Source organism: Stenotrophomonas maltophilia group sp. LNF247 (assembly GCF_054083135.1).
In genome coordinates this window covers 120,757-142,073 of record NZ_JBSRQL010000007.1, presented here as the reverse complement: position 1 = coordinate 142,073, position 21,317 = coordinate 120,757, and the positions used below count along the sequence as shown (strand labels likewise).

Annotated in this window: 21 protein-coding genes; 12 read left to right on the top strand and 9 right to left on the bottom strand. The window is 65.5% G+C overall.

All coding sequences use genetic code 11. The features are described from left to right. Positions 1 to 121: 121 nt before the first annotated feature. On the bottom strand, positions 122 to 940 hold the full coding sequence (locus tag ACTXG9_RS09500; protein ID WP_019660733.1) for a hypothetical protein: 819 nt from the start codon (positions 938 to 940) through the stop codon (positions 122 to 124). A 459-nt stretch (positions 941 to 1,399) separates the two neighbouring features. Between ACTXG9_RS09500 and ACTXG9_RS09495 the strand changes: the two genes are divergently transcribed. The 9 genes from ACTXG9_RS09495 to ACTXG9_RS09455 all read left to right on the top strand — a co-directional run bounded on the left by ACTXG9_RS09495 (position 1,400) and on the right by ACTXG9_RS09455 (position 8,616). Further along, positions 1,400 to 1,765 carry a hypothetical protein gene (locus ACTXG9_RS09495; protein ID WP_014648497.1) on the top strand — a complete coding sequence of 122 codons (366 nt, stop codon included), beginning with the start codon at positions 1,400 to 1,402 and terminating at the stop codon, positions 1,763 to 1,765. Positions 1,766 to 1,796: 31 nt separating this feature from the next. Next, the gene (gene atpB, locus ACTXG9_RS09490) at positions 1,797 to 2,597 is read left to right on the top strand and encodes a F0F1 ATP synthase subunit A (RefSeq protein ID WP_005411134.1); all 801 of its coding nucleotides are present in this window, start codon (positions 1,797 to 1,799) and stop codon (positions 2,595 to 2,597) included. 73 nt (positions 2,598 to 2,670) lie between these two features. Further along, positions 2,671 to 2,976 (top strand): F0F1 ATP synthase subunit C, encoded by a 306-nt coding sequence (gene atpE, locus ACTXG9_RS09485; RefSeq protein ID WP_005411133.1) that lies wholly within the window; start codon positions 2,671 to 2,673, stop codon positions 2,974 to 2,976. Between the two features lie 106 nt (positions 2,977 to 3,082). After that, positions 3,083 to 3,553, top strand: coding sequence for a F0F1 ATP synthase subunit B (locus ACTXG9_RS09480; protein WP_005419512.1), 471 nt, complete (start codon positions 3,083 to 3,085; stop codon positions 3,551 to 3,553). A gap of 2 nt (positions 3,554 to 3,555) precedes the next feature. Beyond that, positions 3,556 to 4,083, top strand: a complete 528-nt coding sequence (locus tag ACTXG9_RS09475; RefSeq protein WP_019660730.1) for a F0F1 ATP synthase subunit delta — start codon at positions 3,556 to 3,558, stop codon at positions 4,081 to 4,083. A gap of 44 nt (positions 4,084 to 4,127) precedes the next feature. Next, positions 4,128 to 5,675, top strand: a complete 1,548-nt coding sequence (gene atpA / locus ACTXG9_RS09470) for a F0F1 ATP synthase subunit alpha (RefSeq protein WP_005419511.1) — start codon at positions 4,128 to 4,130, stop codon at positions 5,673 to 5,675. Between the two features lie 97 nt (positions 5,676 to 5,772). After that, positions 5,773 to 6,636: a F0F1 ATP synthase subunit gamma gene (gene atpG, locus ACTXG9_RS09465; RefSeq protein ID WP_005411129.1), complete on the top strand. Its 864-nt coding sequence runs from the start codon at positions 5,773 to 5,775 to the stop codon at positions 6,634 to 6,636. 37 nt (positions 6,637 to 6,673) lie between these two features. Then, positions 6,674 to 8,080, top strand: coding sequence for a F0F1 ATP synthase subunit beta (atpD, locus tag ACTXG9_RS09460; RefSeq protein ID WP_005419510.1), 1,407 nt, complete (start codon positions 6,674 to 6,676; stop codon positions 8,078 to 8,080). 113 nt (positions 8,081 to 8,193) lie between these two features. After that, positions 8,194 to 8,616 carry a F0F1 ATP synthase subunit epsilon gene (locus ACTXG9_RS09455; protein WP_005419509.1) on the top strand — a complete coding sequence of 141 codons (423 nt, stop codon included), beginning with the start codon at positions 8,194 to 8,196 and terminating at the stop codon, positions 8,614 to 8,616. Between the two features lie 308 nt (positions 8,617 to 8,924). Here ACTXG9_RS09455 and ACTXG9_RS09450 read toward each other — a convergent pair whose 3' ends face one another. Further along, complete coding sequence (locus tag ACTXG9_RS09450) at positions 8,925 to 9,308, bottom strand: GtrA family protein (protein ID WP_021203877.1); 384 nt, start codon at positions 9,306 to 9,308, stop codon at positions 8,925 to 8,927. 83 nt (positions 9,309 to 9,391) lie between these two features. Here ACTXG9_RS09450 and glmU point away from each other — a divergent pair, with 83 nt between their 5' ends. Beyond that, complete coding sequence (gene glmU, locus ACTXG9_RS09445; protein WP_021203878.1) at positions 9,392 to 10,759, top strand: bifunctional UDP-N-acetylglucosamine diphosphorylase/glucosamine-1-phosphate N-acetyltransferase GlmU; 1,368 nt, start codon at positions 9,392 to 9,394, stop codon at positions 10,757 to 10,759. Next, positions 10,728 to 11,261 (top strand): GNAT family N-acetyltransferase, encoded by a 534-nt coding sequence (locus ACTXG9_RS09440; RefSeq protein ID WP_019660727.1) that lies wholly within the window; start codon positions 10,728 to 10,730, stop codon positions 11,259 to 11,261. Before glmU ends, ACTXG9_RS09440 begins: the two co-directional genes overlap by 32 nt. A 68-nt stretch (positions 11,262 to 11,329) precedes the next feature. Here ACTXG9_RS09440 and ACTXG9_RS09435 read toward each other — a convergent pair whose 3' ends face one another. The 7 genes from ACTXG9_RS09435 to ACTXG9_RS09405 all read right to left on the bottom strand — a co-directional run bounded on the left by ACTXG9_RS09435 (position 11,330) and on the right by ACTXG9_RS09405 (position 19,119). After that, positions 11,330 to 12,682: a sensor histidine kinase gene (locus ACTXG9_RS09435; RefSeq protein ID WP_019660726.1), complete on the bottom strand. Its 1,353-nt coding sequence runs from the start codon at positions 12,680 to 12,682 to the stop codon at positions 11,330 to 11,332. After that, positions 12,679 to 14,025, bottom strand: a complete 1,347-nt coding sequence (locus ACTXG9_RS09430; RefSeq protein WP_111098356.1) for a sigma-54-dependent transcriptional regulator — start codon at positions 14,023 to 14,025, stop codon at positions 12,679 to 12,681. The genes ACTXG9_RS09435 and ACTXG9_RS09430 overlap by 4 nt, the downstream gene beginning before the upstream one ends. A 123-nt stretch (positions 14,026 to 14,148) precedes the next feature. Then, a complete protein-coding gene (locus tag ACTXG9_RS09425; RefSeq protein ID WP_031270494.1) occupies positions 14,149 to 14,517 on the bottom strand; it encodes a PDZ domain-containing protein in 369 nt (122 codons plus the stop codon). A 16-nt stretch (positions 14,518 to 14,533) separates the two neighbouring features. Beyond that, on the bottom strand, positions 14,534 to 15,751 hold the full coding sequence (locus ACTXG9_RS09420; RefSeq protein WP_019660723.1) for an ABC transporter permease: 1,218 nt from the start codon (positions 15,749 to 15,751) through the stop codon (positions 14,534 to 14,536). A 20-nt stretch (positions 15,752 to 15,771) separates the two neighbouring features. Then, entirely contained in the window at positions 15,772 to 17,070 is a 1,299-nt protein-coding gene (locus ACTXG9_RS09415; RefSeq protein WP_019660722.1) for an ABC transporter permease, read from the bottom strand. A gap of 10 nt (positions 17,071 to 17,080) precedes the next feature. Then, the gene (locus ACTXG9_RS09410; protein WP_014648484.1) at positions 17,081 to 17,806 is read right to left on the bottom strand and encodes an ABC transporter ATP-binding protein; all 726 of its coding nucleotides are present in this window, start codon (positions 17,804 to 17,806) and stop codon (positions 17,081 to 17,083) included. A 35-nt stretch (positions 17,807 to 17,841) separates the two neighbouring features. Next, on the bottom strand, positions 17,842 to 19,119 hold the full coding sequence (locus ACTXG9_RS09405) for an efflux RND transporter periplasmic adaptor subunit (RefSeq protein ID WP_111102117.1): 1,278 nt from the start codon (positions 19,117 to 19,119) through the stop codon (positions 17,842 to 17,844). A 203-nt stretch (positions 19,120 to 19,322) separates the two neighbouring features. Here ACTXG9_RS09405 and glmS point away from each other — a divergent pair, with 203 nt between their 5' ends. Further along, on the top strand, positions 19,323 to 21,161 hold the full coding sequence (glmS, locus tag ACTXG9_RS09400) for a glutamine--fructose-6-phosphate transaminase (isomerizing) (RefSeq protein ID WP_111102116.1): 1,839 nt from the start codon (positions 19,323 to 19,325) through the stop codon (positions 21,159 to 21,161). Positions 21,162 to 21,317 lie beyond the last annotated feature (156 nt).

Sequence of the window (21,317 nt, the reverse complement as noted above, 5' to 3'; positions counted from 1 at the left end):
CCTCAAGCGCTCGACCCAGCTGCTCTTGCTCCTGCACGCAGGGAAAAACAGCACAAAAGAGCGCGGCCCCGATGTTCCGGAGGCCGCGCCAGGAGAGAGAGTGCCGTGGAAGGGGCGGGTGTCAGAACACGAAGCTGATACCGGCCACCGGGCCCTTGAATTCCTGCTTCAGGCCGATGGTGCCATCGCTGCCCTTCTTGTCCGCATCAAGCTTGAACCAGTCGTAGCCGGCGAACACGCCGAAGTTCCTGGTGAAGCGGTAGTCGACGATGGCGTTGGCGCGGCTCAGGTCGCCCTTGTAGTCATCGAAGCTGCCCCAGCGCGTGTTGAGGTACTGGCCCTGCAGGGTGATCATCCACTTCTCGGACGGGGTGAAGCTCAAGCGTGCACCGACCACCGGCGCCACGCCGTCGGTCTTCTCGTTGAGGAACTGGCCTTCATAGACAGTGCCCAGATCGGCGTAGGCCTTGGTGCTGACCTTGGCGTACTCGGCACCCAGCTGCAGGCCGAGGTCGAAGGTGTCGGTGTCCACCACCGAGTAGTCGTAGACCAGGCTGGCCACCTGGTACTTCAGCTCGCCCTTGACGAAGCTGCCGGAAGGCACGCTGACGTCACCGAAGGAGATGTCCTGGCCGAGGGTCTCGCGGCGGTCCTTGTCGTACTTGAAGTAGTTGAACAGCAGGCGCTGGCGGTTGCTGATGCGGAACATGCCGTCAATGCGCGGCTCCCACTCCTTGCCACCCAGCTTGAAGTCCTCGGAGAAACCGATGTCCTGGCCGGCCACGTTGGTGTTGCCGCGGAGCGTGTTGTCCGAGTCGATATTCATCGCACCCAGGCGCAGGGCAAAACGGTCGTCGCCTTCGGCGGCGTGGGCGGCATTGGCGAACGAGGCGCCGGCAGCGAGCAGGGAAAGGGCGAGCAGGGTGGGTACGGGGCGCATCGAAGAGTCCTTGCAGTGGTTCATCAGAATGAAGACCACTGTGCGGGACAGGCCCGTCCACCATCCGTGAACGTATGGTCCACGGCGTGTGCACGGTTCAGCGCTGTCGCGACGATGCAAAAAGATGGCCCCGGAGCCGGGCTTCGGGGCCATCGTGGGACCTGCGGGGTGGAGCCGACGAGGATGCTGCAGGCAGGTCGAGGAATCGGACCGGCGCATCCGGTGAAAGTTCCGTCGACTGCGACCAAAGTTCAATACTGCGGTGCAACATCGTGCGGACGTCATTGTCCCCCCGGTGGTACGCAAAAATGTAACCGTTACCGCAACTTGCGCTTTCCCGGGATGAACAGGCAGCGGTTGTCTCGCAAATTGTCCCATTGCTATAATTTGGCGGCTCGATGAGGCCCCCCCCTGCTGTAGCCGCCTCAACCCTCCACATGCAACCACGCGGGACGTCCTGTGCTGAACTCCGTTGACGCGGGTCGGCGACTGATGCTGCGCGCCGCGGTCTACCCGCTGGCCGCGGTCGCTGTCCTGGCCCTGGCCTTCCTGCTGGTCGGTCCGAAATATGCCCTCGGCGCGCTGGCGTCTGGTGTGGCCATTTCGGCCGGTGGCTGGGTTGCAGCACGGATGGCGCTGGGCGGAGGTGCGGTGGCCGCAGGATCGGCGATGGCTCGCCTGATCATTGCGATCGTGGCCAAGTGGGTCGTGGTTTTCGGCGTCCTGCTGGTGGGGTTCCTGGTCTTCAAGCTGCCTGCGTTGGCGCTGTTGGCCGGTATCGCCGTCGGCTTGATGTTCCAGGTCCTGGCCATGGCCAGGCGTTGACAGAATTCAATTAACTGAAGGTTCCGGACACATGGCGGGCGAGGCTCTAACCCCTACCAGCTACATCCAGCATCACCTGCACAACCTGACCGCGCCGGTCGGCAAGGGTGAGGGTATGTTCTGGCATATCCACGTCGATACCTTCCTCACCGCCGTCCTGATGGGCCTGGTGATCGTGGTCGCGTTCTGGCTGGGGACCCGCAAGGCCACCGCCGGCGTGCCGGGCAAGTGGCAGGCCTTCGTCGAGATCTGCCTGGAGTTCGTCGACCGCCAGGCCAAGGACACCTACCACGGCAAGAGCAAGCTGGTCACGCCGATCGCCATCACGATCTTCTTCTGGATTCTGCTGATGAATCTGCTGAAGATGATCCCGGCCGATTTCATCGCCAAGCCGCTGGAATGGGCGGGCGTGCACTACTGGAAGCCGGTCCCGACCGCTGACGTCAACGCCACCCTGGGCATGGCCATCAGCGTGTTCTTCCTGATGCTGTTCTTCGCGCTCAAGTCCAAGGGCCTGGGCGGCTTCATCAAGGAATTCCTGACGGCGCCGTTCGGCAAGTGGATGATGCCGTTCAACCTGATCCTCAACATCGTCGAGTGGCTGAGCAAGCCGATCTCGCTGGCGATGCGACTGTTCGGCAACATGTTCGGCGGCGAAATCGTGTTCCTGCTGATCTGGGTGCTGGGTGGTGCCGGTTTCTTCGGTGCCATTGCCGGTGGTGTGTTCGGCCTCGGCTGGATGCTGTTCCACCTGCTGGTGATCCCGCTGCAGGCCTTCATCTTCATGATGCTGTCGATCGTGTACCTGAGCCTGTCGGAAGACGCTCACTGAGTTTCAAGCTTCAACGCGTTTCAACCTTCATCCGTTTCATCACCCTTAGCAACTTAAGTTCCTGGAGATAACCATGTACTTCGCCGTCCTGACCAACTTCGCGCAGATTCAGAGCTCCACCGCCCTTGCCGTCGGCATCATGATCGGCCTGGCCGCGCTGGGCGCCGGTCTGGGTCTGGCCATCATGGCTGGTAAGTTCCTGGAGTCGGCCGCCCGCCAGCCGGAACTGATCCCGGTCCTGCAGGTCCGCATGTTCATCACCGCCGGCCTGATCGACGCCGCGTTCATCATCTCGGTCGCCGTTGGCCTGCTGCTGGCCTTCGCCAACCCGCTGTCGGCTGCCTTCGCTGGCGCCGTCACCAAGGCTCTGGCCGGCTGATACAGCGGTTTGAGACGACCGGGTGCTGATGCACCCGGTTTCGGATGAAGGCCGGATGTGCCGCTACGGCGGCGCGTCCACCCCGAAACCAGCGATCGAGCTAACCATGAATATCAATTTCACCCTTCTTGCGCAGGCGCTGGCCTTCGCTGGTCTGATCTGGATCATCGCGACCAAGATCTGGCCGCCGCTGATGAACGCGATCGAGGAGCGCCAGCAGAAGATTGCTGAGGGCCTCGCTGCTGCCGACCGCAGCCAGAAAGATCTGGCCCAGGCGCAGGAGAAGGTCAACGAAGCGCTGAAGGAAGCCCGCACCAAGGCCAACGAGATCATCGATCAGGCCCACGCGCGTGCCAACCAGATCGTTGATGCTGCCCGTAACGAAGCGATCACCGAAGCCACCCGTCAGAAGGAACTGGCCCAGGCTGAAATCGACGCCGCCGCCAACCGTGCCCGTGAAGATCTGCGCAAGCAGGTGTCCGCGCTGGCCGTGACCGGTGCCGAAAAGCTGCTCAAGCGCGAAATCGATGCCAACGCCCACAAGGCGCTGCTCGACGAGCTGGCCTCGGAGATCTAAGGATGAGCCAGGCCCTCACGCTTGCCCGCCCGTACGCCCGCGCCGCGTTCGCGACCGCGCGCGACGAAGGCGCGTTCGCGCCGTGGTCGGACGCCCTGGCGTTCTCCGCCCACGTCGCCGCCGACCCGCGCGTGGCGGCCCTGCTCGCCAACCCGGAGCTGGGTCGTGACGACGCCGTCGCCCTGCTGGCGCCGGTGTCGCACGGCGAGACCTACTCGCGCTTCCTGGCCGTCCTGGCCGAGTCGCACCGTCTGCCGCTGCTGCCGGAAATCGCCGGCATGTTCGACGCCCTGCGCGCCGAAGCCGAGCACGTGGTCAAGGCCACCGTCACCTCGGCCGCCGAACTGTCGGCCGCTGAGCTGGATGCGATCAAGGTCGCGCTGCGCAAGCGCTTCAACCGCGAGGTCGACGTGACCACCGCGGTCGATGCCTCGCTGATCGGCGGCGCCGTGATCGACGCCGGCGACGTGGTCATCGATGGTTCGCTGAAGGGCAAGCTGGCCCGTCTGCAGACCGCGCTCGCTAACTGAATTCATTTAACGTCCGGCCCCGCTGCCGGCACTAGGACTTGACGATGGCAACCACGCTCAACCCCTCCGAAATCAGCGAACTGATCAAGAACCGCATCGAGAAGGTCAAGCTGGCCGCGGAATCGCGCAACGAAGGCACCGTGACCAGCGTGTCCGACGGCATCGTGCGCATCTTCGGTCTGGCCGACGTGATGCAGGGCGAAATGATCGAACTGCCGAACAACACCTTCGCACTGGCCCTGAACCTGGAGCGCGACTCGGTCGGCGCCGTGGTCCTGGGTGACTACGAGCACCTGCGCGAAGGCGACGTCGCCAAGACCACCGGTCGCATCCTGGAAGTGCCGGTCGGTCCGGAACTGCTGGGCCGCGTCGTGAACGCGCTGGGCGAGCCGATCGACGGCAAGGGCCCGCTGGGCACCGACCTGACCGCTCCGGTGGAGCGCGTTGCTCCGGGCGTGATCTGGCGCAAGTCGGTCGACCAGCCGGTGCAGACCGGTTACAAGTCGGTCGACTCGATGATCCCGATCGGCCGTGGCCAGCGCGAGCTGATCATCGGTGACCGCCAGACCGGCAAGACCGCCATGGCGATCGATGCGGTGATCAACCAGAAGGGCACCGGCATCAAGTGCGTGTACGTTGCGATCGGCCAGAAGGCGTCGACCATCGCCAACATCGTGCGCAAGCTGGAAGAGAACGGCGCGCTGGCCCACACCATCGTGGTGGCCGCGACCGCTTCCGAATCGGCTGCCATGCAGTACATCAGCGCCTACTCGGGCTGCACCATGGGTGAGTACTTCATGGACCGCGGTGAAGACGCGCTGATCGTGTACGACGATCTGTCCAAGCAGGCCGTCGCCTACCGCCAGATCTCGCTGCTGCTGAAGCGTCCGCCGGGCCGTGAAGCCTACCCGGGTGACGTGTTCTACCTGCACTCCCGTCTGCTCGAGCGCGCTGCCCGCGTGTCCGAGGAGTACGTCGAGAAGTTCACCGAAGGCAAGGTCACCGGCAAGACCGGTTCGCTGACCGCGCTGCCGATCATCGAAACCCAGGCCGGCGACGTGTCCGCGTTCGTTCCGACCAACGTGATCTCGATCACCGACGGCCAGATCTTCCTGGAAACCGACCTGTTCAACGCCGGCATCCGCCCGGCCGTGAACGCCGGTATCTCGGTGTCGCGCGTCGGTGGCTCGGCCCAGACCAAGATCATCAAGAAGCTGTCGGGCGGTATCCGTATCTCGCTGGCCCAGTACCGTGAGCTGGCTGCCTTCGCGCAGTTCGCCTCGGACCTGGACGAAGCGACCCGCAAGCAGCTGGAGCGTGGCCAGCGCGTCACCGAGCTGATGAAGCAGAAGCAGTACGCGCCGATGTCGATCGCCAACCAGGCGCTGTCGATCTACGCCGTCAACGAGGGTTACCTGGACGACGTGCCGGTCAACAAGCTGCTGGCGTTCGAAGAAGGCCTGCACGCCCACTTCGCCAACACCCAGGGCGAGCTGATCAGCAAGGTCAACGCCACCGGCGGTTGGGACAACGACATCGAAGGTGCCTTCAAGAAGGGCATCGCCGAGTTCAAGACCACCGGCAGCTGGTAATCGCGGTCCTGTAGAGCGGAGCCTCCGGCTCCGCTGGACCAGATGACAAACGGTTGAACAACGCGGGGCATCAGCCCCGCGCCACGGGAAACAAGAGATGGCAAGCGGACGCGAAATCAAAACCAAGATCAAGAGCGTGCAGAACACCCGCAAGGTGACGCGCGCCCTGGAAATGGTCTCGGCCTCCAAGATCCGCAAGGCGCAGGATCGGATGAAGACCTCGCGTCCGTACGCGCAGGCGATGAAGCAGGTGATCGGTCATCTGGCCCAGGCCAGCACCGACTACCAGCATCCGTTCCTGGTCGAGCGCGAGCAGGTCAAGCGGGTCGGTTTCATCGTGATCTCCTCCGATCGCGGCCTGGCCGGCGGCCTGAACAACAACCTGTTCCGCAAGATGCTGGGCGAAGCCAAGGCATGGCAGGACAAGGGTGCCGAAGTGGACCTGGTGACCATCGGCCAGAAGGCTTCGACCTTCTTCCGCCGCGTGAAGGTCAACATGGTCGGCAGCGTGACCCACATCGGCGACGTGCCGAAGCTGGAATCGCTGATCGGTGTGATCAAGGTCATGCTCGACGCCTTCACCGAAGGCAAGATCGACCGCGTGTACCTGGTGTACAACCGCTTCGTGAACACCATGGTGCAGAAGGCCAGCTTCGATCAGCTGCTGCCGCTGCCGCCGGCTGAGAAGCAGGTCGCTCACCACGACTGGGATTACCTGTACGAACCCGATGCCGCGACCGTGCTGGAGCACGTGATGACGCGTTACATCGAGTCGCTGGTGTACCAGGCACTGCTGGAAAACGTCGCCTCCGAGCATGCCGCACGCATGGTTGCGATGAAGGCGGCGAGCGACAACGCCAACAAGCTGATCGGCACCCTGCAGCTCGTCTACAACAAGGCGCGCCAGGCAGCGATCACCCAGGAAATCTCCGAAATCGTCGGCGGCGCGGCAGCAGTCTGACCGCGTTCGTTCAAAGCACACATTAGAGGATGCAGCAATGAGTCAGGGCAAGATCGTTCAGATCATCGGCGCGGTCGTCGACGTCGAATTCCCGCGTGAATCGGTGCCGAAGGTGTACGACGCACTGAAGGTGGAAAACACCGAGATCACCCTCGAAGTCCAGCAGCAGCTGGGTGACGGCGTGGTGCGTACCATCGCCCTCGGTTCCACCGACGGCCTGAAGCGCAACCTGGTTGCCGTCAACACCGGCCGTGGCATCTCGGTGCCGGTCGGTGCCGGCACCCTGGGCCGCATCATGGACGTGCTGGGCCGTCCGATCGACGAAGCCGGCCCGGTCGCTGCCAGCGACAACTGGGAAATCCACCGCGCTGCGCCGTCGTATGAAGACCAGTCCCCGGCCACCGAGCTGCTGGAAACCGGCATCAAGGTCATCGACCTGATGTGCCCGTTCGCCAAGGGCGGCAAGGTCGGCCTGTTCGGCGGCGCCGGCGTCGGCAAGACCGTCAACATGATGGAGCTGATCAACAACATCGCCAAGGCGCACAGCGGCCTGTCCGTGTTCGCCGGCGTGGGTGAGCGTACCCGTGAGGGCAACGACTTCTACCACGAAATGAAGGACTCCAACGTCCTGGACAAGGTGGCGATGGTGTACGGCCAGATGAACGAGCCGCCGGGCAACCGTCTGCGCGTCGCGCTGACCGGCCTGACCATGGCCGAGTACTTCCGCGACGAGAAGGACGAAAACGGCAAGGGCAAGGACGTCCTGCTGTTCGTCGACAACATCTACCGCTACACCCTGGCCGGTACCGAAGTGTCGGCACTGCTGGGCCGTATGCCGTCCGCGGTGGGTTACCAGCCGACCCTGGCCGAGGAAATGGGCGTCCTGCAGGAGCGCATCACCTCGACCAAGAACGGCTCGATCACCTCGATCCAGGCCGTCTACGTTCCCGCGGACGACCTGACCGACCCGTCGCCGGCGACCACCTTCGCCCACCTGGACTCGACCGTCACCCTGTCGCGTTCGATCGCCTCGCTGGGTATCTACCCGGCCGTCGATCCGCTGGACTCCACCAGCCGCCAGATGGACCCGCTGGTCATCGGCCACGAGCACTACGACACCGCCCAGCGCGTCCAGCAGACCCTGCAGAAGTACAAGGAACTGAAGGACATCATCGCGATCCTGGGCATGGACGAACTGTCCGAAGAGGACAAGCAGGCCGTGTCGCGCGCCCGTAAGATCGAGCGCTTCTTCAGCCAGCCGTTCCACGTGGCCGAAGTGTTCACCGGTTCGCCGGGCAAGTACGTGCCGCTGAAGGACACCATCCGTGGCTTCAAGGCCATCGTCGATGGCGAGTACGACCACCTGCCGGAGCAGGCGTTCTACATGGTCGGCGGCATCGAAGAAGCGGTCGAGAAGGCCAAGAAGATGGCCGAGAAGGCCTGATCCGGGACGGGCGGGAGCTATCCTGCCCGACCTGACGCCGGCGCCGGGCAACCGCCCGCGCCGGTGGACCCCCACGGTGGCATTGCGCCGCCGCGAACAGCGAAGAGATTTGCATGAGCACGATCCGTTGCGACATCGTCAGCGCCGAGCAGGAAATCTTCCGTGGCGAAGCGACCCTGGTCGTGGCCACCGGTGAGCTGGGCGAACTGGGCATCGCGCCCAAGCACGCGCCGCTGATCACCCGCCTGAAGCCGGGCAAGGTGGTGGTGACCACGCCGAATGGCGAGCAGCTGGATTTCGCCATCTCCGGCGGTATCCTGGAAGTGCAGCCGCAGGTGGTGACCGTGCTGGCCGACACCGCGATCCGCGCGCAGGACATCGACGAAGCCTCGGTCCGCAAGGCCAAGGAAGAAGCCGAACGCATCCTGGCCAACCGCGGCGAAGCGATGGAAGTGGCCGAAGCCCAGCAGAAGCTGGCCGAGGCCGTCGTCCAGCTGCAGGCACTGGAACGCCTGCGCAAGAATCTCAAGCACTGAGGTTCGCGCTGCACCCACGAGAACGCCGGCCCTGTGCCGGCGTTCTTGTTTGTGCTGGCGGGGCAGCGCCGACCGGGTAGAGTCGACGGGGTAGAGTCGACTGTTAGTCGACTACCGCGCGCAGCGCGGGATTTTCGCGGCCTGATGGAAGAGCAGTCGACTGACAGTCGACTCTACCGATGCCGATGCCGATGCCGATGCCGATGCCGATGCCGATGCCGATGCCGATCCCGATCCCGATCCCGATCCCGATCCCGATCCCGATCCCGGTCCCGGTCCCGATCCGGCATCCCGGATCCCGCCCCGTCTCAGCGATACACCACGTAGCGCATCAACAGGAACGACACGCAGGCCAGCCCGCCTTCCACCAGCGGCTTGGCCAGCCACGTGTACTGCAGGCCCAGCGCCTGGTCGACCAGGCTGACCAGCAGCGTGCTCGCTGCGGTCAGCAGCAGCCACAGCCCGAAGAAGCGTGCAAAGCGCTTCCATCCCAGCTTGCGGGTGCCGGCCTCGGCAAAGGTGTAGCGGCCGTTGAGCCAGAAGCCCAGCAGCATGCCGGCCAAGCGACCGGTGATATTGGCCGGCGCGACCGGCATGCCCAGCGCACTGGCGGCCACGAACACCAGCCAATCGACCAGCAGCTGCACGAGCCCGATGACGAGATAGGTGCTTCCCTGGCGGACGAGGCCCATCAGCGTGGTGAAGGAGGCGGGATGCCCATGTTAACGGCCCACGCTCTAGAATCATCTGCAACGAACCACGGACCGCCTTTTCCATGACCCAACCCCTGCACGTCATCATCCTCGCCGCTGGCGCGGGCAAGCGCATGAAGTCGGTGCTGCCGAAAGTGCTGCAGCCGATCGCCGGCCAGCCGATGCTGGCGCATGTGATCGATGTGGCCCGCGAGTTGCAGCCTACGGCGATCCACGTGGTCCATGGCCATGGTGGCGAGGCGGTGCGGCAGTATTTCGCCGACCAGCCCGACCTGCAGTGGGCCGAACAGGCGCAGCAGCTCGGCACCGGCCACGCCGTGGCGCAGGCGATGCCGCAGGTGCCCGATGCGGCGCAGGTGCTGGTGCTGTACGGCGATGTGCCGCTGATCCGTGCGCAGACCCTGCGCCACCTGCTGTCGGAGCCGGGGCGCCTGGCGGTGCTGGTGGCCGAGCTCGATGACCCGACCGGTTACGGCCGCGTGCTGCGCGATGCGGAGGGCAAGGTCGGCTCCATCGTCGAGCAGAAGGACGCCACTGACGACCAGCTGCGCGTGCGCACGATCAATACCGGCATCATCGCCGCCGAGTCGACCGCGCTGCGCCGCTGGCTGTCGCAGCTGTCCAACAGCAACGCCCAGGGCGAGTATTACCTCACTGACGTGTTCGCGTTCGCCGCGAACGAGTACACCCCGGCCGAGATGGCGCTGGTCGCCGATGCGCAGGAGGCCGAGGGGGCAAATGATCCCTGGCAGCTGTCGCAGCTGGAGCGCGCCTGGCAGCGCCGTGCGGTGCGTGCACTGTGCGCACAGGGCGCGCGCGTGCGCGACCCGGCACGCCTGGATATCCGTGGCACCGTCACCGTGGGCAGCGATGTGCTGATCGATGTCGACGTTGTCCTTGAAGGCAACATCGTGCTCGGTGACGGCGTCACCGTAGGCCCGTTCAACAGGCTGAAGGACGTCAACCTGGGGCCAGGCACCGAAGTGCGTGCGCACTGTGATCTGGACGGCGTGGTCACCGAAGGCGCTGCGCAGATTGGCCCGTTCGCACGGCTGCGCCCGGGCACCGTGCTGGCCGATGGCGTGCACGTCGGCAACTTCGTCGAGACCAAGAAGGTCACCCTCGGTGTGGGCAGCAAGGCCAACCACCTCACCTATCTGGGCGACGCGGTGATCGGCAGCAAGGTCAACATCGGTGCAGGAACCATCACCTGCAACTATGACGGCGTAAACAAGTCGACCACCACCATCGGCGACAACGCATTCATTGGCTCCAACAGTTCGCTGGTCGCGCCGGTACTGATCGGCGAAGGCGCGACCATCGCCGCCGGCTCGGTCATTACCCGCAACGCGCCTGATGGCAAGTTGACACTGGCACGTGCACGGCAGGAAACCATCGATGGCTGGAAGCGCCCGCTCAAGAAGGCCTGAGGCACGCATTCCGCACGCCGACGAGCTCGGCCTGCTGCCGGGCATTGAACAGCGCGCTGGCGAACTGCTCAGGGACCACGAAGCCTATCGGGTGTTCACCGGCCACGGCCTGGACCTGGCGACACTGCAGTACGGCCTTGAGCGCGGGCAGTTGTGGGTGGTGGATGCGGCCGGCGGCGGCATTGCCGGCTACGTGCTGGCGGGAGAATTGGCAGGCGAGTTCCATGTGCTGCAGATGGATGTGGATCCTGCACACGGGCGGCAAGGCCATGGCCGCGCGTTGTTGCGCCATGCGTTGGCACAGGCCAGGGCCGACGGCTACGCGTCAGCGGTGCTGACAACGTTGATCGACGTACCGTGGAATGCGCCTTTCTATGCCAGCGAAGGATTCGTTGAAGTGCCGGAGGCGGAGTGGGATGCCGGGCTGCAGTCGGTGATGGCGGAAGAGGCTGCGCTCGGGTTTCCGATGCACCTGCGGGTGGCGATGCGGCGGGTCTGGTAGGTGCCGACCCTGGTCGGCACATCCACGCATGGCGTGGATCCACTGGCAGACCGAGCCAAGTCGGCAACTCACCCCACCGGCAGCAGGATCGAGACGCACAACCCGCCATCGCCACGATTCTGCAGTGACACACGCCCGCCGTGCGCCTCCACGATCTCGCGGGTCAACGCCAGCCCCAGCCCGGTGCCGTTGCGCTTGGTGGAATAGAACGGCATCAGCGCGTTCTGCAGCACCTGCTCGTTCATGCCCTTGCCACGGTCCAGCACATCCAGGCGCAGCCATTGCGGCAACCGCGTCAGCTGCACCTGCACGTCATCATTGGGCGGATCGGCTTCGGCGCCGGCCTCATGCGCGTTCTTCAACAGGTTCAACAACGCCTGCCCGAACTGCGCGATGTCGATGCGGCTACTCAGTTCCTCGTCCGGCTCGCGCTCCATGGTGAACGGAATCTGCTGGCGCAGGCTGGACAGGAAGGGGGCCCAGTGCACGGTCTGCAACTGCGGCTGCGGCAGCTTGGCAAAACGCGCATAGCCGCGAATGAAACCTTCCAGATGGCGCGCCCGGTCTTCGATGGTGGTGAAGATCTCCGGCAGCCGATCGAAGCGCTCGCGCTGCACCAGCACGCCGCCGGAGTGTGCCAGCGAAGCGATCGGTGCCAGCGAGTTGTTCAGCTCATGGCTGATCACCCGGATCACCTTCTTCCACGTCTGCACTTCCTGGCGGCGCAGCTCGGCGGTGAGCAGGCGTACCAGCAACAGGTCGTGCGGACGGCCATTGAGGTGGAAAGAACGACGTGAGAGGTGATAGACCTGTTCGTCATCCTCGTCGCTGTCTTCGCCTTCCGCATGCACCGCGAACAGGCTGTCGCCGCCGCGGGCGATGGCATCGCGCAGTTCCACCGGCACCTGTTCCAGCACGTCCTCCAGGCGCTGTCCTTCCAGCTTCCAGCCGCCATGCAGCAACTTGCGCGCGGCCAAGTTGGAGAACACCACGCGGGCGATGCCATCGCCGCCGGAGGCGATCAGCAGCATCGCCACCGGCGTGTTCTGCACCATTGTGTCCAGCAGCAGCTCGCGTTGCACCAGGCCCTGCCGCTGTGCACGCAGTACATCACCCAGTTCGCGGTGTGCCTGCACCAGGTCGCCGAGCTCGTCATTGCCGGGCCAGTGCACGCCGAAGTTGTATTCGCCGTCGCGATAGCTGCTGGTGGTGCCCGCCAGGGCCCGCATCAGTGACCGCACGGGGGCGGTGGCACGGCGCAGCGTCCACCACATCAGCGACAGCAGGATCAGTGCCGACACGGTGGTCACAACCCAGCCGTGGTCCATCCAGTACGCCAGCAGCCACGGCAACGCGGCGGCCAGCGCCAGCACCGGCAGCAGGCGCAGGAACAGGCGGAAGGTGAACGAACGCCGCTTCATTCGCGTGGGATGCCGTGCCGGTCCATGCGCCGGTACAGCGCCTGGCGGCTCAGGCCGAGTTCGGCGGCGGCCTGGGCGATGACGCCGTGGTTGCGCGCCAGCACATCCTCGATGCGCGCACGGTCAGGATCATTGCCGGCACTGGGCGCCGGTCGCGAAGCAGGTGCGGCACGCGGCAGGTTCAGGTCGGCCACTTCGATGCGGTTGCCGGTCGCCAGCAGCTCGGCGCGCTGGATCACGTTGCGCAGTTCGCGCACGTTGCCGGGCCAGGGATGCCGTTGCAGGGCCGCGGTGGCGGCGCTGGACAGCGGCTTGCCGGCGGTCAGGAAGCGCTCGGCCAGCGGCACGATGTCGCCCGGGCGTTCGGCCAATGGTGGCAGTACCAGTTCCACCGTATTGAGGCGGTAGTACAGGTCTTCGCGGAAGGTGCCGTCGCGGATCATCGCCGGCAGGTCGGCATTGGTCGCACTGACCACGCGGACTTTGACCTGGCGCTCGCGATTGGAGCCAAGACGCTCGAAGCGGCCGGTTTCCAGCACACGCAGCAGCTTCATCTGCCCGCCCAGCGACAGGTTGCCGATCTCATCCAGGAACAGGGTGCCACCATCGGCGGCCTCGAACTTGCCTTCGCGTGCCTTGTTGGCGCCGGTGTACGCACCGGCCTCGGCACCGAACAGTTCGGCTTCGATCAGTTCCGACGGCAATGCGCCGCAGTTGACCGTGATGAACGGGCCCTTGGCCACCAGCGAGTTGGCCTGGATGATCTGCGCGATCTTCTCCTTGCCAGCGCCGTTGGGACCGGTGATCAGCACCGGCAGTTCGGAGCGCGCGACCTGGCAGGCGAGCGCGATGACGCGCTCGCTGGCCGGATCTGCAAAGACCGCGCCACAGAGCTTGTACTTCTCTTCCAGCGCGTTGCGCTGCCGCAGCTCACGCGCGCGCCGCCGGTCCAGCTCGCGGCGTGCCTCGGACAGCTCGAGCAGGTTGTTGACCGTGGTCAGCAGCTTGCGGTCGTCCCAGGGCTTGGCCAGGTAGTCGGCGGCACCGGCCTTGACCAGGTCCACCGCGCTGCTCAGGTGGGTCCAGGCGGTGAGCAGGATCACCGGCAGGTCCGGGTGGCGCGCGCGGATCTGTGCGAACAGCGCTTCGCCCTCCTCGCCGGAGGTGGTGTCCTCGCTGAAATTCATGTCCTGGATCACCAGATCAACCGGCTGCGACTCGAGCAGGGCCAGCCCTTCGGCCGGGCTCTGCGCCTGCAGGGTGTCGATGTCATGCAGGGAGAACAGCACGTCCAGCGCGGTGCCCACGCTGGCGTTGTCGTCGATGATCAGGATCGAAGGCATCAAGCAGTTCTGCAGAAAGGGATGGGCGGCGCCGATGGAGCCGTGTTCGTATCCATACGCCGGGAGAGCCCGGCGCCACCCATCAAGCATAGCCAAAGCCGCGGCGACGAGGGCGGGCTGGTTTCAGCGCCGCGCGGGTGGCGGCGGTGGCGGCGGTGGCGGAGCGACCAGCGCCAGCCGCCACGAGGTGGCGTCCACCGGGACGGTGAGCTCGCGTTTGTCGCGGCGCAGCAACAGGTACGCAGTCGGGGCACTGGAATGCCGCAGCGCATCGGCAAGATGCTCGATCCGCCGCACAGCCGTATCGTCCAGGCGCAGGATGCGGTCGCCGCTGCGCACGCCGAAGCGGGCTTCCGGACGCGCGGCTTCCACCCGTACCTGGCCCTCGGTCGAGCGCAGCGCCAGGCGGGCATCATCCTGGCGCCATTCCAGCGTCTGCGAGCTGCCACCGCCGGCCAGCGCCGGCAGTGGCAGCAGTGCCATCAACAGCATCCGGCAGGCACGCATCTCACGCGCCCCGCGTGGCAACTGCGGGCGGGACCGCTGCCGCGCGCCGGGCCGGCCCGAACACCGCGACCTGGCCCAGCACCCACAGCAGCAGCGCGCCCAGCGGCAGGTAGTACAGGGGCATGCGTGGCAGCTCGTACAGGTTCATCAGTGCCAGATTGATCGCGTAGGCCGCCAGCATGCCCAGCACGATGCCCAGCGAGGCCAGCAGGAAGTTCTCGGTCTGGAAGTAGCGCAGGATCTGCCCGCGGGTGGCACCGAGTGCGCGGCGAATGCCGATCTGCTTGCTGCGCTGCTGCACCCAGAAGCTGGCCAGGCCGATGATGCCCAGTGCGGTGACCACCAGCAGCGAGACGCTGACGGTGATCAGCAGGCCAACCATCGCGCGGTCGTTCTTGAAGAAGTCCTTGCGCTGGTCTTCATAGGTCAGCTTGTCGCGCATCAGCCGGTTGGGGTCGTTGCGCTCCAGTACAGCAGCCCCCGCATCAAGCACCTCCTGGCGGCGTTCCGGCGAAGTGCGCAGCACATAGGTGCCACCCTCGTCGAAGGTGCGCCGCATGGGCAGCAGCATGGAGTTCGTCCAGTTGTCATTCCAGCCGTTGGGCGTGCTGAGCGTGTCGACGATGCCGACCACGTGCAGCGGCTGCTTGCCCATGTAGTAGGTCTTGCCCAGCGCGCTGCCGTTGGGTTCCATCTTGGCGGCGGTGGCCTGGGTGAGGATGACCGGGATGGCGTTTTCCTTGGCGCCCCCCTTGCTGGCGTCTTCGAAGTTCTGGTACTCGCCGGGCAGGAAATCGCGGCCGGCGATCAGGTTGATGCCCATCGTCGCCAGCCCGTTCTCGGACAGGGTGTACATCGAAGCGTTGGTGGTCGGCCGTTCCTGGTCGATCTCCCGCGAGATGCTGCTGCTGGACGAGCCGTTGCGGAAAGGCACCTGGTTGATGATGGTGACGTTGCTGACGCCGGGAAGCGCACGCAATGACGCCAGGTCCTCACGGGTGCGGGCCATGGCATCGGTCTGCTTGCCGATGCCGCTGACGCGGAGCATCACCAGTTCGTTCTCGGCGATGCCGCTGGGCATGCTGATCTTCTCCACGCGCTGGCTGACCAGGAACAGCGCGTTGCAGACGATGGCGCAGGTCAGTGCGACTTCCAGCACGATCAGGGCAGCGGCAGTCTTGTGCCGGCGCAGCGTGCTGAGGATGGGGCGGATGTCCATGGGAGTCCTCGTTCGATTGCTTACTGCGACTTGAGCTGGATGGCCGGAGTGACCTGCATGGCGCGCCAGGCAGGCAGGAAACCGGCGGCAAGGCTGGCGAACAGGGTCAGGCCCAGCGCGAGCAGCAGCATGTTGCCGTCCAGGTGGGCCAGCTTTGCGTACTCCACCGGTTGCTGGCGCACCGCGAACAGGCCGAGCAGGGCCAGGCCGATGCCCAGCACGCCCCCGACCACGCCGACCGCGCCGGCTTCCACCAGGCACTGCAGGAAGATCTGGCCACGGCTGGCACCGAGTGCGCGGCGCACGCCGATCTCTCCACTGCGGCGCAGGAACTTGGCCAGCAGCAGGCCCACCGTGTTGACCAGGCAGACACCCAGGAAACCCAGTGCCAGCCACAGCTGCAGGCGCACGTCGCTGGGCACCGCGCCGTTGAAGTCCAGCCATTCCATCACGGTGCGCAGGCGCACGTTCGGCGGGTGCTTGAAGCGGCCGGCCTGGCGCTGCTGGCTCGAATAGTTCTCCAGGTAGCGGCGGTAGTCGGTGGCCTTGGCCGGGTCCATCTCCACCCAGTACTGCAGCCACGCGCAGGGCGCGTTGAGCGAGTAGCTGTTGCCATCGGGATTCTCGCCGAAGCAGTTCATGTTGCCGTTGCTGCCCAGCTTCAGGTCGAACGAGGTGGAGATCGGCAGCAGCAGGTCTTCGTTCTTGCCGTAGCTGCCGGTGGTCAGGTCGTAGAAGTGCGGCTCCGGGCTCCATTCCTTCATCACGCCGACGATGCGGTAACTCTGGCCTTCCATGCGCAGGTCGCGGCCCACGCTGTTGGCGCCCTGGTACAGCTTGTCGTTGAGCGCCTTGGAAATGACCACCACGCGTGCGCGGCCTTCATCGTCCTCGCGCGTCCAGGGGCGGCCGTACTGCATCGGCACCTCGAACATCGGGAAGAAATCGGCCGAGGTCCAGCGAGTGTCGATGCTGAAGGGCTTGAGGGTGCTGTTGTCCGGTTCGATGGTGCCGCCGCCGCCGCTCATCAGCGCCTGGCGCTCGCCCTTGGCCTCGCGCAGCAGCGCTTCACCGTCGAAGCGGGTCAGCTGGGTTTCCGGTTCCTCCCCGGCGACATAGGCGCCGGTCGCGGCATCGAGCTGCACGTAGAACAGCCGGTCGCTCTTGCCGGGAATCGGGTCACCGGACAGCACATGGAACACGGTCAGGGTGGTCATCGAGGCACCGATGCCGAGGGCGATGGCCACCACCATCAGCGCGGTCAGGACCTTGTTGCGGCGGAAGCTGCGCACCGCCAGTCGGGCGTAGTAGGCGAACATGGCCGGCCCCTCACTCGTTGACGGCGACGATGTGGCGCGGCGGGGTGGCCAGCACCGGTTCGCGCACCAGGTCGGTGACCTGGCCATCGACGATGTGCACGTTGCGCTGCGCACGCGCGGCCAGTTCCGGATCATGGGTGACCATCACGATGGTGGTGCCGGCGGCATTGATCTCCTCCAGCAGTTCCATCACGCCGCGCGCCATCTGCGTATCCAGGTTGCCGGTCGGTTCGTCGGCCAGCAGCAGGCGAGGGCTGCCGGCCAGGGCGCGTGCGATGGCCGCGCGCTGCTGCTGGCCGCCGGACAGCTCATTCGGGTAGTGCTTCATGCGCGAACCCAGGCCGACCTGGGTCAGCGCCTTCTCGATGCGCTCGCGGCGCTCGTTGGCGCTCATCTTCCGATAGCGCAACGGTACGTCGACGTTGTCGAACAGATTCAGATCGGGAATCAGGTTGAAGCCCTGGAAGATGAAGCCGATCTTCTGGTTGCGCAGGCGGCTGCGTGCGTCGTCGCCCAGCGTGCTCACATCCTGCCCGTCCAGCAGGTAGGTACCGCTGGTGAAGGTTTCCAGCAGGCCGGCGATGTTGAGGAACGTGGTCTTGCCGGAACCGGACGGGCCGGTGACGGCGACGAACTCGCCTTCCTTGACCTGCAGTTCCAGCGAGCGCAGAGCGTGGGTCTCCACCTGTTCGGTACGGAAGACCTTGGCGACCGAACGCATTTCGAGCATGTACATGGGGTGTCCTCTCTCCAGGATTCAGGTATCAGGTGTCAGTTGACGGAGACGCGTTCGGCGTCCTTGAACAGGTCGCTGCCGGAGACCACGATGCGGTCGCCTGGCTGCACACCGGACTTGATTTCCACTTCGCCCAGGCTGCTGACGCCCAGTTCCACCGGACGGCGCACGGCGGTGCGGCCATCCATCACGTAGGCCATGCCGTTGCCCTGTTCGACGAACGGGCCGCGCTCGACCTTCAGCACGTCCTTGCGGGTATCGAGCAGCACGCGCACCGACATCCGCTGGCTCTGGCGCAGGCCTTCGGGCTGCGCGCTGGCAAAGCGCACGCGGGCGTTGACCTCGCCGTTGACCACTTCCGGCGATACTGCGCTGATCTCGCCCGGGAACGGCTGGCCGTTGCCACCGGTCAGCTGGGCCGGCATGCCGATCGCCAGGTCGCGGGCGAAGCTCTCCGGCACCTTGATCTCGACCTCGAACTTGGACAGGTCGACTACGCCCAGCACCGGCGCGTTGGCGGCCAGGTTGGTGGACTGCACGGCCTGCACCTGGCCAACCTGGCCATCGAAGGGCGCGCGCAGCGTCAGCGCATCGACCTGGCGTTGCACTTCGGCCACCACCGCTTTCTGGCGGTCGGCCAGCAGGCGCTTGTTGCGGGCATCCAGGTCGGCGCCCTGGCTCTGCAGGCGCGCATCGGTGGTGGCGTTGGCCAGGGCGATGTCGGCTTTCTTCAGCGAATCCTTGGCCTTGGCCAGGTCGATCTGCGGTACCGCGCCGCCGTCGTAGCCGCGCTGGTAGCGCTGCAGGTCACGGTCGGCGGCCTGACGCTCGATGGTGGCCTGGTCGGTTTCCTTGCGGGACTTGGCGCGGGCCAGGGTCGCGTCCAGCGCGGCGCGGCTGGCCTCGGCTTCCAGCCCGGCCAGCGTTGCCTGTTCCTGGGCCAGCTTGCTGCGCAGTTCCGGGCTGTCGATGATCGCCAGCTCCTGGCCCTTCTTGACCACGTCACCGGCGACCACCTTCAGGTCCACGGTACCGGCCGAGATGGCATACAGGATCGGGCTGTTGGCGGCGATCACGCGGCCGTCGGCGGCGATGTCGCGCACCAGGTCGCCGCGCTTCACTTCGGCGATGCGCACGCGGCTGCTGTCGAAGGAGCGGCTGGCATTGGACCAGGCATGTACCGCCCAGCCGATGCCCGCCAGCAGCGCGATGGCACCCAGCGCCGGCCAGCGATAGCGGTGCCAGGCCACGCGGGAGGTGCCGGCCGGGGCGGTGGAAACGATCTGGTCCTGTGCGGAGGTGTCGCGGATCATCGGATGCGTGCCTGACGGTGGTAACCAGTACCAAGCAGGTTGCGTGCCAACCTTATTTCCTTTTGGTTCAATAGGTTGGATGAGGAGGCGAAGTGTCCGGGTGTCCGCGGACACCTTTCCGGACACTTTCATTAAGCGGACAGGAGGGCGACGCCGGACGCGCGGGCTAGAATGCGCCGATCGTCTTCAAGGAAACGCGTGACATGTGTGGAATCGTGGGTGCGATCGCTGATCGCGACGTGGTGCCGGTACTGATCGAGGGGCTGAAGCGTCTTGAATACCGTGGTTACGATTCCTCGGGTATTGCGGTAGTCGACCAGGATGAGCGCCGCGATGTACGCCGCGTGCGTCGTACCGGTCGTGTGTTGGAAATGGCCACCGCGGCCGAGGCAGAGGGCTTCAATGCGGTGCTGGGCATCGGCCACACCCGCTGGGCCACCCACGGTGGTGTCACCGAGGCCAACGCGCATCCGCATATCAGCCATGGCGTGGCGCTGGTGCACAACGGCATCATCGAGAACCATGAGGAGCAGCGCGAGAAGCTGCGTGCGCTGGGCTACACCTTCGAGTCGCAGACCGATACCGAAGTCATCGCCCACCTCATCCACCACCACCTGAAGGACGGCGATGACCTGCTGGTGGCGCTGCAGCACACGGTGAAAGAGCTGACCGGTGCCTATGCGCTGGCCGTGGTCAGCCGCGCCGAGCCGGAGCGCTTCGTCTGCGCGCGCATGGGCTGCCCGCTGCTGATCGGCCTGGGCGAGGGCGAGAATTTCGTCGCCTCCGACGTCTCGGCGGTGATCTCGGCCACCCGCAAGGTGATCTTCCTGGAAGAGGGCGACACCGCCGAGATCCGTCGCGATGGCGTGCGCATCTTTGACGAGCATGACCAGCCGGTCGAGCGCGACGTGCATCTGTCCGATGTGTCGCTGGCCTCGCTGGAGCTGGGTCCGTACCGCCATTTCATGCAGAAGGAAATCCACGAACAGCCGCGTGCGCTGGGCGACACCATCGAAGCGGCGATCGACGCCGGTGGCTTCCCGGCCGAGCTGTTCGGCAAGAACGCCGAGGCGGTGCTGTCGGGCATCGAGGGCGTGCAGATCATTGCCTGCGGCACCAGCTACTACGCAGGCCTGACCGCGCGCTACTGGATCGAGGCCATCGCCGGCCTGCCGTGCAGCGTGGAGATTGCCAGCGAGTACCGCTACCGCGCCGCTTATGCGAACCCGAAGCATCTGGTCGTGACCATTTCCCAGTCCGGCGAAACGCTGGATACGATGGAGGCACTGAAGTACGCCAAGGCGCTTGGCCACAAGCACACGCTGTCGATCTGCAACGTGCCGGAAAGCGCGATTCCGCGCGCCAGCGAGCTGGTCTGCTACACCCGTGCCGGCGCCGAGATCGGCGTGGCTTCGACCAAGGCCTTCACCACCCAGCTGGCCGCGCTGTTCCAGTTGACCGTGGTGCTGGGCAAGCTGCATGGCCGCATCGACGCGGCGCAGGAAGCGGATTACCTGGAGCAGCTGCGCTTCCTGCCGGGCAGCGTGCAGCACGCGCTGAACCTGGAACCGCAGATCGCGGCGTGGGCCGAACGCTTTGCGCGCAAGTCCAATGCGCTGTTCCTGGGCCGTGGCCTGCATTACCCGATCGCGCTGGAGGGCGCGCTCAAGCTCAAGGAGATTTCCTACATCCACGCCGAGGCCTACCCGGCAGGTGAGCTGAAGCATGGTCCGCTGGCGCTGGTGGACGAGGATATGCCGGTGGTGGTGATCGCCCCCAACGACAGCCTGCTGGAAAAGGTGAAGTCGAACATGCAGGAAGTGCGCGCGCGTGGCGGCGAGCTGTTCGTGTTCGCCGACCAGGACAGCAACTTCAACGCGTCCGAAGGCGTGCACGTGATTCGCACCCCGCGCCACGCCGGCGTGCTCAGCCCGATCGTGCACACCATCCCGGTGCAGCTGCTGGCCTACCACACTGCGCTGGCACGCGGCACCGACGTGGACAAGCCGCGCAACCTGGCCAAGAGCGTGACGGTGGAGTAATACCCATCGCTCCGGTTGGATGCTGCAAGCGAAGGGGCCCCGCGTGGGCCCTTTCGTTTGGCCGGACAGTGCGAAGTGGGATTGCCGCCGGGTGTTCTGTCCGCTGTCGGCAGCGGGCAATCAATCTTTAATGCGCAACTGCGCTTGTATTCAGCG